Consider the following 17,004-nt stretch of genomic DNA (forward strand, 5'->3'; position numbering starts at 1 on the left):
ATGCTACAAAAATCTCTACTCGTTATACTCACACTGACTTTAATCGCTTGTGCAGGCATTCCACCCGCACCCGTCATCGATCGTGACACCTCTGCCAATAAACAAAGCGCGCCCGTCGCAAAAGAGCCTACCGGTAGTGATTGGCGCCCAAATAGCTATACCGTCAAAAAAGGCGACACCCTCTATGCGATTGGGTTGGAGTTTGGTTACGACTATAAAGACATTGCCAGCGCCAATAATTTGACACCACCTTACCCTATTAGAGTCGGTCAAAAATTGATCTTGCCGAGCAACGGCAATGCAGAGAAAAATGTGAGTACGACTGAAAATGGTGTAGTGGTCACCCCCATTAAAACTGAGCCGGTTGCCGAAACCAAACCAACAGCACCAGCGGTGACGCCTATCCTTAACCAACCCAAGGCGATGCGTGAACCGTATAGCATAGAAGCGCTTAATCGCGCCTCACCCAAAGGTACAGAGCCTGCGCCAGCTGTAAAACCCAGTGCCACTGACACAGCTGCAACCAAGCCTACCGAGAGCAAAGTAACGGGCGACGATGCAGTGACCTGGTCTTGGCCAACCAACGGCAAAGTGATAGCAAGTTTTAACGAAGCCTCTAATAAGGGCATTGATATTGCCGGTACTGCAGGCCAAGCCATTGTGGCAGCCAGCGGCGGCAAAGTGATTTATAGTGGCTCTGATTTACGCGGCTATGGCAAACTCATCATCATCAAACATAATAAAACCTTTTTATCGGTCTACGCGCATAATAATAAGCTGTTGGTAAAAGAAGGTCAGCAGGTGACCGCTGGCCAAAAAATTGCAGAAATGGGCAATACCGACAGTAATACGGTGAAGTTACACTTTGAAATTAGACAGCAGGGTAAATCCGTTGATCCTGCTAAGTATTTGGCACAAAATTAACGTAAGACTTTGCTGAGGCACATCTATGGATCCGAACAAGTACGCTAAAAACGCCAAAATAAACCCGAATAGCAAAGTCGGCACAGCAGGTTCCATCATCTCATTTCTACTGATGGTGATTGGGCTGATAGGTCTTGGTATTGAGCTATTTAAAGATGGTAGTGTCGTCAAATCTTGGATCGGCAGCCTGTTTGAGTCAACCGTAGGCTTGTTGATGATCCCTGTGATTATTGCGGCAGCTTGGCTCTTTAATCGCTGGACTTCTTCTCCGTCTAAAACTGAAAAAACAAAAGCAGGCGACATTCCCATGTATATCATGATGGCGATTGGCGCTTTTTATGTGTTTCGCATCATCACAACTGGCGGATTCTAGTTGTTGATATAAGAAAAAAGCCACGCAGTTGCGTGGCTTTTTTATTCACATGTATCCGTAGATTATTTTTGATTGGCCGCGTAATACTCACGTACCGGCGTCATGTCAAACTCACGTGCCCATTTGATAATTTCATCAAAAGCTGGCGCACCAATTTCACCTACTTGGGCATGAATGCCAGCTTGCTCACGAATCACTAAAATGCCTGGGATTTGATTCACTTCAAAATACTCAGAAATTTCAGGGTCAGTCTCAGTGTTTACCATACCAAAGACAATATCAGGGTTTTTCTCTGCAGCGGCTTCAAACGTTGGGGTAAAAGCCACACATGGATCACACCATGGCGCCCAAAAATCGACAATCACAAACGGATTGTTTTCGATGGTTGATTTAAAGTTTGCTTTATTGAGTGTGAGCACAGCCATACCAAAAACCCCTAATATTTCTTAAAATAATTGTCTATTTTAACAGAGACCTACACAGAAGTAGGCGAACGCAGCGTTGACAATGCGAAAAATGATGAAAATCGACAGTTTATGTACTGAGAATGCAGGTTTTCAAAGTGGTTTTTTGCGCACCGTATACACAAAAACCATCTATTAGAGGATGGCTTTATCCCATGCCCCATTAAAAAATAACTCACCTAATGGGCGACGCTCTCTTGGTGCCAATTCACGTTCACGCAAATCTTCAGGCAAGCTATCTGCAGACCCTGCATACCCAATCGTGACCATAGACATCAGCGTAAATTGTTCTGGTACCGCAAAAGCCGTTTGCGCTTTCGCAACATCAAATCCACCCATCTGATGCGCAGCTAAGCCAAGTGCGGTTGCTTGTAGGCATAGATTTTCTGTTGCCGCACCTGTGTCATAAGGCGCCCAGCGATTGGGTTTTTGGTTGTGTCCAAACAAGGTATTTGCACAAATCAGTAGCAATACTGGTGCGTGTTGTGCCCATGTTTGATTACCTGGCACCAAGCAATCAAGTGCCTTTTTCCAAGCGTCTGGGTTGGTGGTTTTATCGCACACCACAAAGCGCCAAGGTTGATCTCCAAAACAAGAAGGCGCCCAACGTGCAGCTTCTAACAAGCTAATGATTTGTGTTTGGGACACTGGCTTATTGGCATCATATGCACGTGGACTCCAACGGTTAGCAAGCACATCGTGAATCGTCGTTTGTGTAATGGCTGGTTTATGCATGGCAGTCCTTTTTAATGTAATGATTTTTTGAGTTGATACAGCAATTCTAATGCTTGTTTAGGCGTCAGGTCATCTGGTTGTAGCGTCTCAATTTCCGTCACAATTGGATGCATTGCCGCAGGCATCGGTTCCTCAAAGGCCGTAAACATATCGGGTTGATGCGCATTTTGTGCAATTTGATTATTCTCTAATTGTAAAAGTTTACGCTTCGCTAGCTGCACAACACTTTTAGGAATACCCGCTAACTGCGCTACTTGAATACCATAGCTTTGATTCGCAGCGCCCTCTTCTACCTTATGTAAGAACACAATGCCTTGACCATGCTCCACCGCATCCAGATGCACATTGGCCGCATGTTTGGCATCATCCACAATGCGCGTCAGCTCAAAATAATGCGTAGCAAACAAGGTGAGTGATTTATTGTTATCCAACAATTGTTTTGCCACTGCCCATGCCAAACTTAATCCATCAAACGTACTGGTACCGCGCCCAATCTCATCTAACAGCACGAGGCTTTTTTCGGTAGCATTGTGCAGAATATTCGCCGTCTCGGTCATTTCCACCATAAAAGTAGAACGCCCGCCAGCGAGATCATCCGAAGCGCCAATACGGGTGAAAATACGATCAATCTCACCGATATTGGCCACACTGGCCGGTACAAAGCAGCCGCAATACGCCATCAATACAATCAACGCTGTTTGGCGCATAAATGTCGATTTACCGCCCATGTTCGGCCCGGTAATCAGCAACAACTGTCGATATGGACTAAGCGTTACATCGTTGGACACATAAGGCTGTGAGATGCTCTCGACCACAGGATGTCGCCCTGAGACGATGGACAAGCCGGCCTCTTGCGTAAACATAGGCTGCACATAGTGCAATGCTTGCGCGCGTTCGGCAAAGCAGCACAATACATCCAAACTGGCCACCGCACCTGCATTCATATGCAACGCGCGAATATGCGGTAGCAAGGATTCCAGCACTTGCTCATATAGCATTTTTTCGCGTGCCAGCGCTCTGTCATTAGCACTTAAGACTTTGTCTTCAAACGTTTTAAGCTCAGGGGTAATAAAACGCTCTACATTTTTGAGCGTTTGGCGCCTACGGTATTCTGGGGGCGCATTCTCAGCTTGTGCACGGCTAATTTCAATATAAAAACCATGCACACTATTAAACTCAACCTTTAGATTTTGTAACCCGGTACGTGCCTTTTCTGCGGCCTCGTACTGGAGTAAGAAATCGCCATGGTTGGTTTGAAGATTGCGCAACTCATCTAGTTCAGCATCGTAGCCATCTGCAATCACTCCGCCCTCGCGTAACACTACGGAAGGCGCTTCACGGATGGCATTTTTTAAAGTATCCACCACCGCGCTGGGTGCCTGCAAGCTTGCGCCCAAGGTTTGCAGCAACGTACATTGCAAATTAGCGAGTGCAGTTTGCAACATGGGCAACTGCAATAAGCTCTCACGTAAGCCGGACAAATCACGCGGTCTTGCTGTCTTCAGCGCGATACGCGCAGTAATGCGCTCAATATCGCCTACAAGCTTTAAGCTTGCTTGCAGCGGTTGCCACGCATACGTTTGCAATAACTCAGCAACCGCTTGGTGACGCATGTGCACATGCGTTTTGTCTCGCAACGGATGGTGTAACCAGTGGCGCAGCAATCTGGCGCCCATGGCAGTTTGTGTGGTATTGAGGAGGGAGTACAGTGTTGGTGAGGCTTCGCCTCGGATTGTGGTATCAATTTCTAGATTACGGCGGGTAGCGGCATCTAGCTGCACATATTGACTGGTTTGCTCAATCGACAAACCAACGATATGTGGCAATGCGGTACGCTGTGTATGCTTCACATAGTCTAACAAAGCACCGGCGGCGGCAATTGCCGCGGGCATTTCATGACAACCAAATCCGGCTAGATCCAAGGTATTCAGTTGTTGTGTAAGTGTACGTTGTGCGGCATCCAAATCAAACTGCCAAGGCGCCAAACGTTTTTTAAGTGCTTTATAGTTAGCCAATGCCGCATGCTGAAATGTTTCCTCACATACGATTTCCGCCGGATGGATGCGCTCTAGTTCTTGCGATAACTGGCCGGTAGCAACCTCACTCAATACAAAATCGCCTGAGGCTAGGTTTAGCCTTGCCAATCCAATGACGCCATCACCCGCATAGATACTGAGCAATGGTTGATCACGCGTTTCATCCAACAAAGCGGCATCTGTCAGCGTACCCGGCGTCAGGATACGCGCAACCTCACGCGCCACCGGGCCTTTGCTGGTAGCAGGATCGCCCACTTGCTCACAAATTGCCACTGCTTCGCCCATTTTGGCAAGCTTCGCTAAATACTGCTCGGCTGCATGATAAGGCACACCAGCCATTTTAATCGGCTCGCCATTACTGCTACCACGACGGGTTAAGGTAATGCCTAATAGACGCGAAGCTTTTTCTGCGTCATCAAAAAAGAGCTCGTAAAAATCCCCCATACGATAAAACAGCAACATATCCGGATGTTGTGCTTTGAGCGCCAAATATTGGCGCATCATGGGGGTGTGTTGTGCGAGTTGCTGCGCTGGCTCTAATGGCTCAAGCGGCGTTAATGGTTCAGGGGCAATCGACACAAGCGTACGTACTACTCAAGTGTAGGTGTTTTAATACGTTCTGTGAGGTGTGGTGCAATCACTTGCAACATTTGTCCAAACACTTTGGGGTTGCCGGCGACAATATTACCAGTTCTTAACCAGCTTTCGTTGCCTTCAAAATCGCCGACAATACCACCCGCTTCTTGCACCAATAGCGCACCCGCAGCGATATCCCAAGGCGATAAGTTGATCTCAAAGAAACCATCGGTATACCCAGCAGCTACATAGGCCAAATCTAATGCAGCAGAACCTGGACGGCGCAAGCCTGCCGTTTTTTTGGCCATGTCTTTAAAGATTTCTAGATAAGTATCTAAATAACTGAAATCTTTGAATGGGAAACCTGTTGAAATTAAGCCGTCTTGCAATTTACTACGATTCGTCACACGAATGCGCTTGTCATTTAAAAACGCGCCACGGCCTTTTGTCGCGGTAAACAAATCATTGTGGACAGGGTCATAAATCACAGCTTGTGTGAGTACGCCTCGTTCTTGCAGCGCAATCGAAACGCAATAACAAGGAAAGTTATGTAAGAAGTTAGTGGTACCGTCTAAAGGATCAATAATCCAAATACTTTCAGCATCCACATTGGTTTTACCACTTTCCTCACCATAAAAGCCGTGCGTTGGGTACGCTTCTTTCAAGATGCTGATAATGGCATCTTCGGCCGAACGGTCTACTTCACTGACAAAATCGTTGTAGTCTTTGGTTTGCACTTTGAGCGCACCTACGTCTTGTGACGCGCGGTTAATAATCTTGCCTGCTTCTCTGGCCGCTTTGGTCGCAACATTTAATATGGGATGCATTATTGATGGTCTTTGCGTGATGTACTGTAAAATAGCATTTTAGCATTTAAGCCAGCTTATCCAAATATCTAGTTGACCAACGCCCAAGTTAACCAAAAACTTATGACTGAAGACCTATTGACTGATCGCATTTTTAATCACATACGGATTGTACTTTGCCAAACCAGCCATCCGGGCAATATCGGATCGACCGCACGCGCCATGAAAACCATGGGCTTGAGCCGACTCTACCTAGTACAGCCTAAGCATTTTCCTGATAGCGAAGCCAATGCTTTAGCAGTGAATGCAGCCGATTTATTGGATACGGCTGTGGTGACACAAACACTGGAAGAAGCCATTGCCGATTGCCAATTTGTGATTGGCGTCAGCGGCAAACAGCGTTCACTCTCACAACAAGTTGTGACCGTACGTGAAGCGGCTGCCGAAGTGAAAGACATTGCAGCGCATCAAGAAGTGGCGCTGGTATTTGGTACAGAAATGAGCGGCTTATCCAATGAAGAGGCGAACCGCTGCCACATGCTGGCCACTATTCCCGCCAACCCGGAATACACCTCACTCAATTTGGCACAAGCCGTGCAAATTATGTGTTACGAACTGCGCATGGCGATCACTACAGGCGATCTGCACTACCAAGAAAAGACTGCTGAACTGGCCACGCAAGACGACCTAGAACGCTTTTATGAACACATGCGCGAAGTGCTGGAACATATTGGCTATATTAACCCACGCGCACCTAAAAAACTCTTTGAACGTTTACGCCGCTTATACGGACGCACCCGCTTAGAAAAAGAAGAGGTCAATCTATTGCGCGGCATTCTCACCTTAAGCGTGACCCCAAAAAAACATACTAAATATTGATGCCGCTAATTAACCTAGTAATTTATTCAACTATTACTTTATGGCATAATAGCGGATTGATTTTTCAGCCGTGAACTTATGTTTAATCACTTAAAAGAAGATATCTCAATTGTATTTGACCGCGACCCGGCGGCGCGTACGCATTTCGAGATTCTTACCACCTATCCCGGTGTACATGCCTTGATTATGCACCGCATTAGTCACTGGTTCTGGACTAAACGCTTTTACTGGCTGGGCCGCATGCTGTCTCATATTGGCAGATGGCTGACTGGCATTGAAATTCATCCCGGTGCAACCATCGGTCGCCGTGTGTTTATTGATCACGGCATGGGTGTAGTGATTGGTGAAACCGCTGTGATTGGCGATGATTGCACGCTGTATCATGGCGTCACATTAGGCGGCACTTCATGGAACAAAGGCAAACGACACCCCACGCTTGAAACAGGCGTGGTGATTGGCGCAGGCGCCAAAGTACTGGGCCCTATTACGATCGGCAAAAATGCAAAAATCGGGTCTAATGCCGTAGTAGTAAAAGATGTCCCAGACAACGCAACTGCTGTAGGCATCCCAGCACGTATTCTGGAAGAGGAAAAGCAGAAAAAACGCGACGATACAGCGCAAAAAATCGGCTTCAGCGCATACGCTGTCGGCAACGATGAGAACGACCCCATTACCAAAGCTATTCATAGCTTGCTAGACCACGCCAATAAGCAGGACATTGAATTGACTGCACTCAAAGCAGAACTTGCCAAACTCAGTGATGCGCAATCTGAAACTGATGTGGGTCAGGCATTTGCTACCAAAAAGCCAAACGTTTCCTAGCCTCGCAGTTTTAGCACACATTGAAGGTGTGAACTAAGCCCAATAATAATTGACTAAATTAGTAGGTTATTATAAAATAGACTCTAATTAAAACGGTATATTGATATTATGCGATTGACAACAAAAGGACGATTTGCGGTCACTGCAATGCTAGACATTGCATTGTACGAGGCGGACAAGCCAGTCACATTAGCAGGCATTAGTGAGCGTCAAAGCATTTCGCTCTCTTATTTAGAGCAATTATTTAGTCGCTTGCGCCGCCAAGGCTTGGTGACTAGTGTGCGTGGACCTGGTGGCGGTTATCGCTTAGCCAAACCACATCACGAGATTTCGGTATCTAACATTATTACCGCCGTGGATGAGTTGATTGATGCTACGCAGTGTGGCGGTAATGAAAACTGCCACGACGAAGGCCGCTGCATGACACATGACTTATGGACAGCGCTGAATGGCAAGATTTTAGAGTACCTGTCTGGCGTTACCCTTGCCGACATGGTGGATATGCAACGTAAAAATGGACAATGTGAAAACGCAGTGGTGTTTGCACCACGCAAATGTGCGACAACAGAGGCATTAAACGCTTAATGAATACTGTGTATTTTGATCACAACAGCACCGCCGCACTGCATCCGCAAGTGCTGGAAGTGATGTTGCCGTTCATGACTGCACAGCATGGCAACCCGACCAGTCGTCACGTATTTGGTCGCAATGCACGCGACGCAGTCGAGTACGCAAGAGCGCAGGTTGCTGAGACCGTGGGCGTACAAGCTTCGCAAGTGGTGTTTACCGCTAGTGGTACAGAGGCCAATAATTTTGCAATTCGAGGAATCGCTGGCAATTTAGCACCAAGCCAAATGTTGTATAGCAGCATTGAGCACCCATGTGTGTCTCGCCCGGCACTGGCATTGCAAACCAATGGCTGGCAAGTAAATAAAATTAAGGTCGATCCGCATGGGCAGTTAGACCTAGAACACCTGAATGCATTATTGCAACGCCCGACAGGATTGATTTCTGTGATGCTGGCAAACAATGAAACCGGCGCATTGCAACCACTGACTGCAGTAACAGCAGCAGCTAAACAGCACAAAGCATTTGTGCATACGGATGCGGTACAAGCGTTAGGCAAGGTGCCTGTGGATTTTTATGACTTGGGTGTGCATGCAATGACCTTGTCCAGCCATAAAATTGGCGGCCCATTAGGCGCTGGCGCTTTAGTACTCGATAAACGTGTAGACATACAACCGTTGCTGTTGGGCGGCGGACAAGAAAAAGGGTTACGTAGCGGCACAGAAAACGTAGCTGCGATTGTAGGGTTTGGTGCGGCATGTGCAATTGCACAGCAACAATTGGCTGACTATCAAACACACACCACGTTGTTACGCAGTCAGTTAGAAGCAGGATTGCATCAGCTAAAAGCCACTGTATTTGGCGCAGAAAATGCGCAGCGTTTACCGAATACCAGCTTTTTTGCTTTTCACCATATTGAAGGTGAGACATTGGTCACCGCGCTAGACAAAGCCGGGTTTGCCGTTGCGAGTGGCTCAGCCTGCTCGAGTGATAGCACAGAACCCAGCCATGTATTACTGGCGATGGGCGTAGAAGAAGAACTAGCAAGAGGCGCTGTGAGAGTGAGCTTAAGTGCGCATAACACCGTACAACAAGTAGACACATTTTTGGCGACCTTAGCGCAAGAAGTAAAACGATTAAAAGCCATGACCGCGATTGCGGCGTAGCTAGTTAGCATCACAGGTGATGCAATGACAAATTATTTAAATTGAAGCGATTGGAAAGTAAACAATGTCAGATAGAGCACCGATTTATTTAGACTACTCTGCCACCACGCCGGTTGATCCGCGTGTTGCAGCTAAAATGATTCCGTTTATTACGGAGCATTACGGCAACCCTGCATCACGTAGCCACCCGTACGGCTGGACCGCAGAAAAAGCGGTAGAAAACGCACGTGAAGAAGTAGCCAAGCTAGTCAATGCTGACCCACGTGAAATTGTATGGACTTCAGGCGCAACCGAATCCAACAACTTGGCGATTAAAGGCGCAGCAAACTTCTATGCCGCAAGTAAAGGCAAGCACATTATTACTGTAGCTACTGAGCACAAAGCAGTGATTGACACTGTGCGTGAGTTAGAGCGCCAAGGCTTTGAAGCCACTTATTTAGAGCCTGAGCCAAATGGCTTGGTTGATTTGGAAAAGTTTAAAGCGGCGATTCGTCCTGATACGGTATTAGCCTCTGTGATGCTAGTCAATAACGAGATTGGCGTGATTCAAGACATCACTGCGATTGGTGACATTTGCCGTGCAAACAATGTGATTTTTCACGTAGATGCCGCACAGGCAACTGGTAAGGTAGTGATTGATTTAGAAACGCTACCGGTGGATTTGATGAGCTTTTCTGCACACAAAACCTACGGCCCTAAAGGCATTGGTGCATTGTATGTACGCCGTAAACCGCGCATCCGCATTGAAGCGCAAATGCACGGTGGTGGTCATGAGCGCGGCATGCGTTCTGGCACATTGGCTACGCATCAAATCGTGGGCATGGGCGAGGCGTTTAGAATCGCACATGAAGAAATGGCAGCAGAGAACGAGCGCATCCGTATGTTACGTGACCGTTTGTTGCATGGCTTGATGGAAATTGAAGAGACTTATGTGAATGGCGATTTAGATCATCGTGTACCGCACAACTTGAACATGAGCTTTAACTTTGTAGAGGGCGAGTCACTCATCATGGCCGTCAAAGACATTGCCGTGTCATCTGGCTCTGCATGTACTTCTGCCAGTTTAGAGCCAAGCTATGTACTACGTGCATTGGGTCGTTCAGATGAATTGGCACATAGCTCAATTCGCTTTTCGATTGGCCGTTTCACGACGCAGGCTGATGTGGATTACACGATTGATTTGCTCAAAAGCAAGATTGGTAAGTTACGTGAGTTATCCCCATTATGGGAAATGTTTAAAGATGGGATTGATCTGTCCAAAGTACAATGGGCAGCGCATTAAAATGCTTCTCTTTTCTCGCCTAGCGGCGTTGTCGAAAAGCTTGCATAGCAATGCTATGCGGCGCTTCTCTCCGCCTTGCTAGTCAATAAAATAGTGCGCATTTAGTAGTCAATAGAAGAGTTTTATAATTATAAAATTGAAAAGGCAAAACAAATTCAAGGCAGCGAGGCGAAGACAGTACGACTAGTACGGCAAGCCGAGCTAACGCAGAAGTTGTGAAGCATTTTTAATTTAAGGAGAACGGTATGGCATATTCAGACAAAGTTTTAGACCACTATGAGAATCCACGTAACGTGGGCTCTTTGGACAAGAACGCTTCCAACGTAGGCACCGGTATGGTGGGTGCGCCAGCGTGTGGTGACGTGATGAAGTTGCAGATTCAGGTCAATGATGCTGGCATTATCGAAGATGCCAAATTCAAAACCTATGGTTGTGGCTCTGCCATTGCATCAAGCTCTTTGGTCACAGAATGGTTAAAAGGCAAAACCTTGGACCAAGCAGCAGAAATTAAGAACTCTGCCATTGCAGAGGAATTGGCATTGCCGCCAGTAAAAATTCACTGCTCAGTATTGGCAGAGGATGCGATTAAAGCAGCGGTGGCCGATTTAAAATCTAAGCAACCTGGATCAAAAGAAGCAGCTTAAGTATGGCGATAACACTGACAGAAACCGCAGCAAAACGCGTTGAAAAGTTTTTGGCCAATCGTGGCAAAGGCATTGGCTTGCGCTTGGGCGTCAAAACCACTGGCTGTTCCGGCATGGCTTACACGCTTGAGTTTGTGGATGAAATGCACACAGAAGACATGGCGTTTGAAAGCCATGGCGTGAGAGTGATTGTTGACCCAAAAAGCCTAGTCTACATTGACGGGACAGAGCTCGACTTTACCAAAGAAGGCTTAAATGAAGGGTTTAAATTCAACAACCCCAATGTGAAAGATGAATGCGGCTGCGGCGAATCGTTCACCATTTAGCAGCTGCGGCTGATCTCTACATCACGCGTAACGTCTTTTTATGTCACACACTGCCCATCACTTTTTTGAACTACTTGGCTTGCCGCAGCAATTCAGTATTGATTTAGAGGTGTTGCAACGTAATTACCGCAAAATCCAAGCAGAAGTGCACCCGGATAAGTTTGTGACAGCGACACCAAGCGAGCGCTTGCAATCAATGCAAACTGCAACCTTGATGAATGAAGCCTACCAAACCCTAAAGCACCCGACCTCTCGCGCAAGGTACTTATTGCAGCTACAAGGCATTGAGACATTAGAGGACAGCAATACGGCGATGCCGGCTGATTTTTTAATGACACAAATGGAGTGGCGCGAAGCGATGGAAGATGCGCAGCATGCGCATGACATTGACGCCCTAGAGGATTTACTGCGCACCATGAAAGCTAGCGCCAAGGCGTTGCAAGAAGAGTTTGCAGATACCGTATCCGGGAACCCACAAGCAGCGGCGCAGTTGGTTAGAAAGCTCAGTTTTATTGATAAAGTCAGTGCTGATGTGCAAGAGATCATCAGTCGATTAGAAGATTAAAGTAAAGAATTCACATGGCATTACTGCAAATTTCCGAACCAGGCATGAGCGCCGCGCCCCATCAACACCGATTAGCGGTGGGGATTGATTTAGGCACTACCAACTCTTTGGTGGCCACCGTGCGTAGCGGCATGAGTACGGTGCTCCAAGATGAGCACGGTCATTCGCTATTGCCTTCTGTGGTACGCTATTTGTCAGAGAACGAAATTGTCGTGGGCCATGAGGCACAAGCCCAGCAAAGCAAAGACCCCGTTAATACGATTGTCTCAGCCAAACGCTTTATGGGCAGAAGCTTACAAGACATTGCTGATCGTGCGCATATCCCCTACCGCTTTGTGGCTGGAGATGGCGTACAGAGTATGCTGCAGATTGAGACACGCGCAGGCTTAAAAAGTCCGGTAGAGATCTCAGCAGAAATTTTAAAAACCCTCAAACTACGTGCTGAGAAAGCATTGGGCGGCGAGCTGGTAGGTGCAGTGATTACCGTGCCCGCCTATTTTGACGATGCCCAACGCCAAGCTACCAAAGACGCTGCCCGTTTAGCGGGGTTGAATGTGTTGCGTTTATTGAATGAACCCACCGCAGCAGCCGTGGCTTATGGCTTAGACAATGCCTCTGAAGGCATCTATGTGATTTACGATCTTGGCGGCGGTACGTTTGATATTAGCATTCTGCGCTTATCCAAAGGCGTGTTTGAAGTGTTGGCCACCAATGGCGACTCTGCGCTTGGCGGAGATGATTTTGACCACCGTATTTACTGTTGGGTACTAGACCAAGTGCGCGCCAGCCAACAACACTTTAATCCGCTGAATGAGGAAGACACACGTTTACTTCTGACCAAAGCGCGCCAAGCCAAGGAGTGGCTCACCGACAATCACGAGGCACAGATTCTATGTAAATTGAGCGATGGCAGCCTGGTCGATGTGACACTTACGGTGGATAAGTTTTTAGAGCTCACGCAAAATCTGGTGACCAAAACCTTAAGCCCGACACGTAAGGCCATGCGCGATGCAGGACTAGACATTGAAGCGATTAACGGGGTGGTGTTAGTGGGTGGCGCCACACGCATGCCGCACATCCGTCATGCAGTAGAAAATTACTTTAAACAAGAGCCGCTGACCAATTTGGATCCCGACAAAGTCGTCGCATTAGGCGCGGCTATTCAAGCCAATGTGCTAGCAGGTAATCGTAGCGATGATGAATTATTGTTATTAGACGTCACCCCGCTCTCACTGGGCTTGGAGACGATGGGCGGATTGGTCGAAAAAGTCATCCCTCGCAATAGCACCTTACCGATTGCACGCGCGCAAGAATTTACCACCTTTAAAGATGGTCAAACCGCCATGAGCATTCACGTGGTACAAGGCGAACGTGAATTGGTCTCCGACTGTCGTTCTTTGGCGCGATTTGAATTACGCGGCATTCCGCCGATGGTGGCTGGCAGCGCGCGCATCCGTGTCACTTTTCAGATTGATGCGGATGGCCTACTTTCTGTCAGCGCGCGTGAACAAACCAGTGGCGTAGAAGCCAACGTAGTAGTCAAACCATCCTACGGGTTGAGTGAAGACACCATCACGGGCATGCTGCAATCCTCGTTTAGCGCTGCAGAGAGCGATAAGCAAGCACGCGCATTACGCGAGGCCACCGTAGATGCCGAACGTTTGATAGAAGCCATTCAAGTTGCGTTGACGCAAGACGGTGCTCAACTGTTATCGGCAGAAGAGCAGAAAACGATTCAATTACAGATACAGGCATTACAAACGCTGAATCAGGGCAAAGATAGTCATGCCATCCATCAAGCTACCGAAGCGCTGAATCATGCTACCGAAGCATTTGCCGCACGCCGCATGGACGCTTCAGTCAAACAGGCGCTGGCCGGCCAAGATGTAAATACTTTAGAACTTTAAGCGGAAATTAAACCATGCCACAAATTATCGTATTGCCCCATGTTGAGTTATGCCCAGATGGTGCCGTGATTGAAGCCAACAAAGGTGAGTCTATCTGTGAAACCTTACTGGACAACGACATTGATATTGATCATGCCTGCGACAAAGTGTGTGCATGTACCACATGCCATGTGATTGTGCGTGAAGGCTATCGCTCACTGAACAACCCGCAAGAGAACGAAGAAGACTTGTTAGATAAAGCATGGGGGCTAGAGCCGTTATCACGCTTGTCTTGCCAAGCCATCGTGGGCGATACCGATTTAGTGGTAGAAATTCCAAAATACAGCATTAACATGGCCAAAGAAGGGCATCGTTAACGTTATAAGCACCCATTAAAAAACCGCCTCTCGGCGGTTTTTTAATTTACTGCGTTTGAATAAGCAAACTCAGGCTTAAACTTTGAGTGTGTCTTCCAAAAATTTCACTTTACCAGTTTCCAAATCATATATCCCGCCGATAATACCAATCTCGCGCGACTCAATCATGTCTGCAATGATATCGCTCATGCGGATAATGGAATCAATTTGATATTTGACATTCAAGGCATTAATTTTTTCAACGAAGTCTGGATTTTTGGAGTTGCGTTGCTCAGCCGCAATCGTTTTCTCATGACGGATGGAAGGTTTGATTAGATTAATAATCTCACCAATATGGCCATCTTTAAAGTCATCACATGCTGCTTTCACTGCGCCACAACTGGTGTGCCCCATCACCACGATTAATTTACTGCCCAAATACTTTGAGCTGAACTCCAAACTTCCCACCGCTTTGTCCGATGCAATATTACCGGCCAAACGTACGCTGAAAATATCGCCCAATGCCTGGTCAAACACCAACTCTACAGGTGCACGTGAATCGCTACAGCTTAAAAAAGACGCAAACGGATGTTGTTTATCACGCGTGATGCGCAACAAACTTTGGAAGTCTTTTTCCACAGAATAGTTGTTGATAAAACGGTGGTTACCTTCTATCAAAATATCCAGCGCCTCGGCCGGGGTCATTTTGTCACGATCAATTAAAGGATGTTTATACATATTTCCACTTTCTTATTAGTTGCATAGTATTAAGCGCGTTAAGACTTAGATTCAAGACTTAGGCTCAATAAATGCAATGGTTTCAACATCAATGTTTTTGAGTTTTGCGTGCAGATGATAATCACGAATAAACTCAACCACATCATACGAAATCGATTTGCTATTAGAGCAATCAATAATCACTTTGGTATTGCGGGGAATCGCTTCTAACGCAGAGATAATACTCGCCTTGTTAAAAAACGAGACCTCTTCTGCCAACACAATATGATGCACCTCGCGCCCATCTTCGGTCTTAGAAGTAGATTCCTTCATATAGTGCGAATTGCGATAGCTGTGATGTAACGTAAAGACAATGCCAACCACTAAGCCAATGCCAATTCCAGTCAGTAGATCGGTGAGTAAAATAGCAATCACTGTGGCAATAAAGGGTGCAAACTGCTCCCAACCCAACTTATACATGCCGGTGAATAAAGAAGGCTTGGCCAATTTGTAACCGACCATAATCAGAATCGTCGCCAAACTTGCTAACGGAATCATGTTCAACAAACTGGCGATGGTAATTGCGCTTAACAATAACCATATGCCATGCAGCACTGCGGATAATTTAGATTTAGCACCAAAGGTAATATTGGCTGAACTACGCACAATCACTTGCGTAATGGGTAGACCACCAATCAGCCCAGAGAGCACATTGCCTATTCCTTGCGCTTTTAATTCAGTGTTGGTCGGCGTCACGCGTTTAATGGGGTCAAGCTTGTCGGTCGCCTCTACGCACAGCAGCGTTTCTAAGCTGGCCACAATCGCCATCACAAATCCTACTTTATAAATCTCAATATTAGAAATTTGCGAGAAATCCGGAGAAGTAAATTGACCCAAAAAGTCTTTTAAACTATCGGCAACAGGTAACTCAACAATTTGATCCGGTGCCAATGTAAAGTTCAGCACACCGGTTTGGAATAAGTAGTTTAAAAGAATACCCAGTAACACCACTACAATCGGGCCTTGCAGAATCTGAAACACTCTGTGCTTTTTACTGAGTACGGTATCCCACAAAATTAAAATGGCAATAGAAATGGCCGCAATAAACAGTGCACCTGGAGTCAATAAATTCCAAGCATCCATCAGCGATGTAAACGTATTGCTGCCATCGGCCTGAAAGAAAGACTCATTGCCCTCGTAATCAAAGTCGTAACCAAGTGCATGCGGAATTTGCTTCAAGATAATCAGCAGGCCAATCCCCGTCAACATGCCTTTAATGACGGATGAAGGGACAAAATAGGCAATAAAGCCTGCTTTAAAAAAGCCTAGTAAAAACTGGATAACGCCTGCGACGACGACGGACAGTAAAAAGGCCTCAAACGAGCCCAAGGTACCGATTGCGGTAAGCACAATCACGGCTAAACCTGCAGCAGGGCCACTGACACCTAGCTGAGAACCACTGGCAATACCAACCACAATACCGCCGATAATGCCGGCAATGACACCGGAAAACAGCGGCGCACCAGAGGCCAATGCAATGCCCAAACACAGCGGCAGCGCTACAAAAAATACGACGATACTGGCAGGGAAATCACTATTAAAATCTTTAAAAAAACCGAAAAGCTTTGATTGCTGTGACAGGCTTGTTGACATTTATTCTTATCCTAAAACATTGAAATCAAAAGAATAACCATAGTGAAGTATCACCACGGCCGTGATGTACTTCATTATAGATTCTAAATATTAAAATTTAGTTTCTAAAACATATAATATTTGGTGTTCTGCCAGAAGCAAGAAATTATATACGCACCAAGGCGGCAATTCCGTCTTGGTGTGATGCAGGCCACGTATTCTATTCGCTACGGGATACGGCCTTAGTT

Annotated in this window: 18 protein-coding genes; 12 read left to right on the forward strand and 6 right to left on the reverse strand. The window is 46.7% G+C overall.

All coding sequences use genetic code 11. From position 1 onward, the window contains the following. Together FG11_RS07765 and FG11_RS07770 are read left to right on the forward strand one after the other, a co-directional pair. Positions 1–924: a peptidoglycan DD-metalloendopeptidase family protein gene (locus FG11_RS07765; RefSeq protein ID WP_047534123.1), complete on the forward strand. Its 924-nt coding sequence runs from the start codon at positions 1–3 to the stop codon at positions 922–924. Positions 925–949: 25 nt separating this feature from the next. Beyond that, complete coding sequence (locus FG11_RS07770) at positions 950–1,297, forward strand: hypothetical protein (protein ID WP_020182513.1); 348 nt, start codon at positions 950–952, stop codon at positions 1,295–1,297. A 62-nt stretch (positions 1,298–1,359) separates the two neighbouring features. Here FG11_RS07770 and FG11_RS07775 read toward each other — a convergent pair whose 3' ends face one another. The 4 genes from FG11_RS07775 to FG11_RS07790 form a co-directional block, all read right to left on the reverse strand. Further along, on the reverse strand, positions 1,360–1,722 hold the full coding sequence (locus FG11_RS07775) for a thioredoxin family protein (RefSeq protein WP_020182514.1): 363 nt from the start codon (positions 1,720–1,722) through the stop codon (positions 1,360–1,362). Between the two features lie 174 nt (positions 1,723–1,896). Continuing rightward, entirely contained in the window at positions 1,897–2,496 is a 600-nt protein-coding gene (locus FG11_RS07780) for a nitroreductase family protein (protein WP_047534125.1), read from the reverse strand. Positions 2,497–2,507: 11 nt separating this feature from the next. Continuing rightward, positions 2,508–5,036 (reverse strand): DNA mismatch repair protein MutS, encoded by a 2,529-nt coding sequence (gene mutS, locus FG11_RS07785; protein ID WP_047535948.1) that lies wholly within the window; start codon positions 5,034–5,036, stop codon positions 2,508–2,510. A gap of 86 nt (positions 5,037–5,122) precedes the next feature. Continuing rightward, complete coding sequence (locus tag FG11_RS07790) at positions 5,123–5,935, reverse strand: inositol monophosphatase family protein (RefSeq protein WP_020182517.1); 813 nt, start codon at positions 5,933–5,935, stop codon at positions 5,123–5,125. Positions 5,936–6,037: 102 nt separating this feature from the next. Between FG11_RS07790 and FG11_RS07795 the strand changes: the two genes are divergently transcribed. The 10 genes from FG11_RS07795 to fdx all read left to right on the forward strand — a co-directional run bounded on the left by FG11_RS07795 (position 6,038) and on the right by fdx (position 14,428). Next, positions 6,038–6,793 (forward strand): RNA methyltransferase, encoded by a 756-nt coding sequence (locus FG11_RS07795; RefSeq protein ID WP_047534127.1) that lies wholly within the window; start codon positions 6,038–6,040, stop codon positions 6,791–6,793. A gap of 78 nt (positions 6,794–6,871) precedes the next feature. Beyond that, the gene (cysE, locus tag FG11_RS07800) at positions 6,872–7,615 is read left to right on the forward strand and encodes a serine O-acetyltransferase (RefSeq protein WP_020182519.1); all 744 of its coding nucleotides are present in this window, start codon (positions 6,872–6,874) and stop codon (positions 7,613–7,615) included. Positions 7,616–7,723: 108 nt separating this feature from the next. Then, the gene (locus tag FG11_RS07805) at positions 7,724–8,200 is read left to right on the forward strand and encodes an Rrf2 family transcriptional regulator (RefSeq protein ID WP_025224660.1); all 477 of its coding nucleotides are present in this window, start codon (positions 7,724–7,726) and stop codon (positions 8,198–8,200) included. Further along, positions 8,200–9,348: a cysteine desulfurase family protein gene (locus FG11_RS07810; protein ID WP_047534129.1), complete on the forward strand. Its 1,149-nt coding sequence runs from the start codon at positions 8,200–8,202 to the stop codon at positions 9,346–9,348. Before FG11_RS07805 ends, FG11_RS07810 begins: the two co-directional genes overlap by 1 nt. A 64-nt stretch (positions 9,349–9,412) precedes the next feature. Then, the gene (locus FG11_RS07815) at positions 9,413–10,630 is read left to right on the forward strand and encodes an IscS subfamily cysteine desulfurase (protein WP_020182522.1); all 1,218 of its coding nucleotides are present in this window, start codon (positions 9,413–9,415) and stop codon (positions 10,628–10,630) included. A 245-nt stretch (positions 10,631–10,875) separates the two neighbouring features. Beyond that, entirely contained in the window at positions 10,876–11,274 is a 399-nt protein-coding gene (gene iscU / locus FG11_RS07820) for a Fe-S cluster assembly scaffold IscU (RefSeq protein WP_020182523.1), read from the forward strand. 2 nt (positions 11,275–11,276) lie between these two features. Further along, complete coding sequence (gene iscA, locus FG11_RS07825; protein WP_020182524.1) at positions 11,277–11,600, forward strand: iron-sulfur cluster assembly protein IscA; 324 nt, start codon at positions 11,277–11,279, stop codon at positions 11,598–11,600. 40 nt (positions 11,601–11,640) lie between these two features. After that, on the forward strand, positions 11,641–12,165 hold the full coding sequence (gene hscB, locus FG11_RS07830) for a Fe-S protein assembly co-chaperone HscB (protein ID WP_047534132.1): 525 nt from the start codon (positions 11,641–11,643) through the stop codon (positions 12,163–12,165). Between the two features lie 14 nt (positions 12,166–12,179). Continuing rightward, positions 12,180–14,072 carry a Fe-S protein assembly chaperone HscA gene (hscA, locus tag FG11_RS07835; protein ID WP_047534135.1) on the forward strand — a complete coding sequence of 631 codons (1,893 nt, stop codon included), beginning with the start codon at positions 12,180–12,182 and terminating at the stop codon, positions 14,070–14,072. Between the two features lie 14 nt (positions 14,073–14,086). Further along, positions 14,087–14,428 (forward strand): ISC system 2Fe-2S type ferredoxin, encoded by a 342-nt coding sequence (fdx, locus tag FG11_RS07840; protein ID WP_020182527.1) that lies wholly within the window; start codon positions 14,087–14,089, stop codon positions 14,426–14,428. A 75-nt stretch (positions 14,429–14,503) separates the two neighbouring features. Here fdx and FG11_RS07845 read toward each other — a convergent pair whose 3' ends face one another. Together FG11_RS07845 and FG11_RS07850 are read right to left on the reverse strand one after the other, a co-directional pair. Further along, entirely contained in the window at positions 14,504–15,145 is a 642-nt protein-coding gene (locus FG11_RS07845; protein WP_020182528.1) for a carbonic anhydrase, read from the reverse strand. A 51-nt stretch (positions 15,146–15,196) separates the two neighbouring features. Beyond that, on the reverse strand, positions 15,197–16,777 hold the full coding sequence (locus FG11_RS07850; RefSeq protein WP_020182529.1) for a SulP family inorganic anion transporter: 1,581 nt from the start codon (positions 16,775–16,777) through the stop codon (positions 15,197–15,199). Positions 16,778–17,004 lie beyond the last annotated feature (227 nt).

Origin of the sequence: Methylotenera sp. N17, from assembly GCF_000799155.1 — a bacterium.
Classification (GTDB): Bacteria; Pseudomonadota; Gammaproteobacteria; order Burkholderiales; family Methylophilaceae; genus Methylophilus.

What these genes read in the sequence shown, in the direction of transcription:
- hscA (WP_047534135.1), top strand. Translation starts at nt 12,180, where the DNA reads ATGGCATTACTGCAAATTTCCGAACCAGGCATGAGCGCCGCGCCCCAT.
- hscB (WP_047534132.1), top strand. Translation starts at nt 11,641, where the DNA reads ATGTCACACACTGCCCATCACTTTTTTGAACTACTTGGCTTGCCGCAG.
- FG11_RS07775 (WP_020182514.1), bottom strand. Translation starts at nt 1,722, where the DNA reads ATGGCTGTGCTCACACTCAATAAAGCAAACTTTAAATCAACCATCGAA.
- mutS (WP_047535948.1), bottom strand. Translation starts at nt 5,036, where the DNA reads ATGATGCGCCAATATTTGGCGCTCAAAGCACAACATCCGGATATGTTG.
- cysE (WP_020182519.1), top strand. Translation starts at nt 6,872, where the DNA reads ATGTTTAATCACTTAAAAGAAGATATCTCAATTGTATTTGACCGCGAC.
- FG11_RS07845 (WP_020182528.1), bottom strand. Translation starts at nt 15,145, where the DNA reads ATGTATAAACATCCTTTAATTGATCGTGACAAAATGACCCCGGCCGAG.
- FG11_RS07795 (WP_047534127.1), top strand. Translation starts at nt 6,038, where the DNA reads ATGACTGAAGACCTATTGACTGATCGCATTTTTAATCACATACGGATT.
- iscA (WP_020182524.1), top strand. Translation starts at nt 11,277, where the DNA reads ATGGCGATAACACTGACAGAAACCGCAGCAAAACGCGTTGAAAAGTTT.
- FG11_RS07810 (WP_047534129.1), top strand. Translation starts at nt 8,200, where the DNA reads ATGAATACTGTGTATTTTGATCACAACAGCACCGCCGCACTGCATCCG.
- FG11_RS07770 (WP_020182513.1), top strand. Translation starts at nt 950, where the DNA reads ATGGATCCGAACAAGTACGCTAAAAACGCCAAAATAAACCCGAATAGC.
- fdx (WP_020182527.1), top strand. Translation starts at nt 14,087, where the DNA reads ATGCCACAAATTATCGTATTGCCCCATGTTGAGTTATGCCCAGATGGT.
- iscU (WP_020182523.1), top strand. Translation starts at nt 10,876, where the DNA reads ATGGCATATTCAGACAAAGTTTTAGACCACTATGAGAATCCACGTAAC.
- FG11_RS07805 (WP_025224660.1), top strand. Translation starts at nt 7,724, where the DNA reads ATGCGATTGACAACAAAAGGACGATTTGCGGTCACTGCAATGCTAGAC.
- FG11_RS07790 (WP_020182517.1), bottom strand. Translation starts at nt 5,935, where the DNA reads ATGCATCCCATATTAAATGTTGCGACCAAAGCGGCCAGAGAAGCAGGC.
- FG11_RS07815 (WP_020182522.1), top strand. Translation starts at nt 9,413, where the DNA reads ATGTCAGATAGAGCACCGATTTATTTAGACTACTCTGCCACCACGCCG.
- FG11_RS07850 (WP_020182529.1), bottom strand. Translation starts at nt 16,777, where the DNA reads ATGTCAACAAGCCTGTCACAGCAATCAAAGCTTTTCGGTTTTTTTAAA.
- FG11_RS07780 (WP_047534125.1), bottom strand. Translation starts at nt 2,496, where the DNA reads ATGCATAAACCAGCCATTACACAAACGACGATTCACGATGTGCTTGCT.
- FG11_RS07765 (WP_047534123.1), top strand. Translation starts at nt 1, where the DNA reads ATGCTACAAAAATCTCTACTCGTTATACTCACACTGACTTTAATCGCT.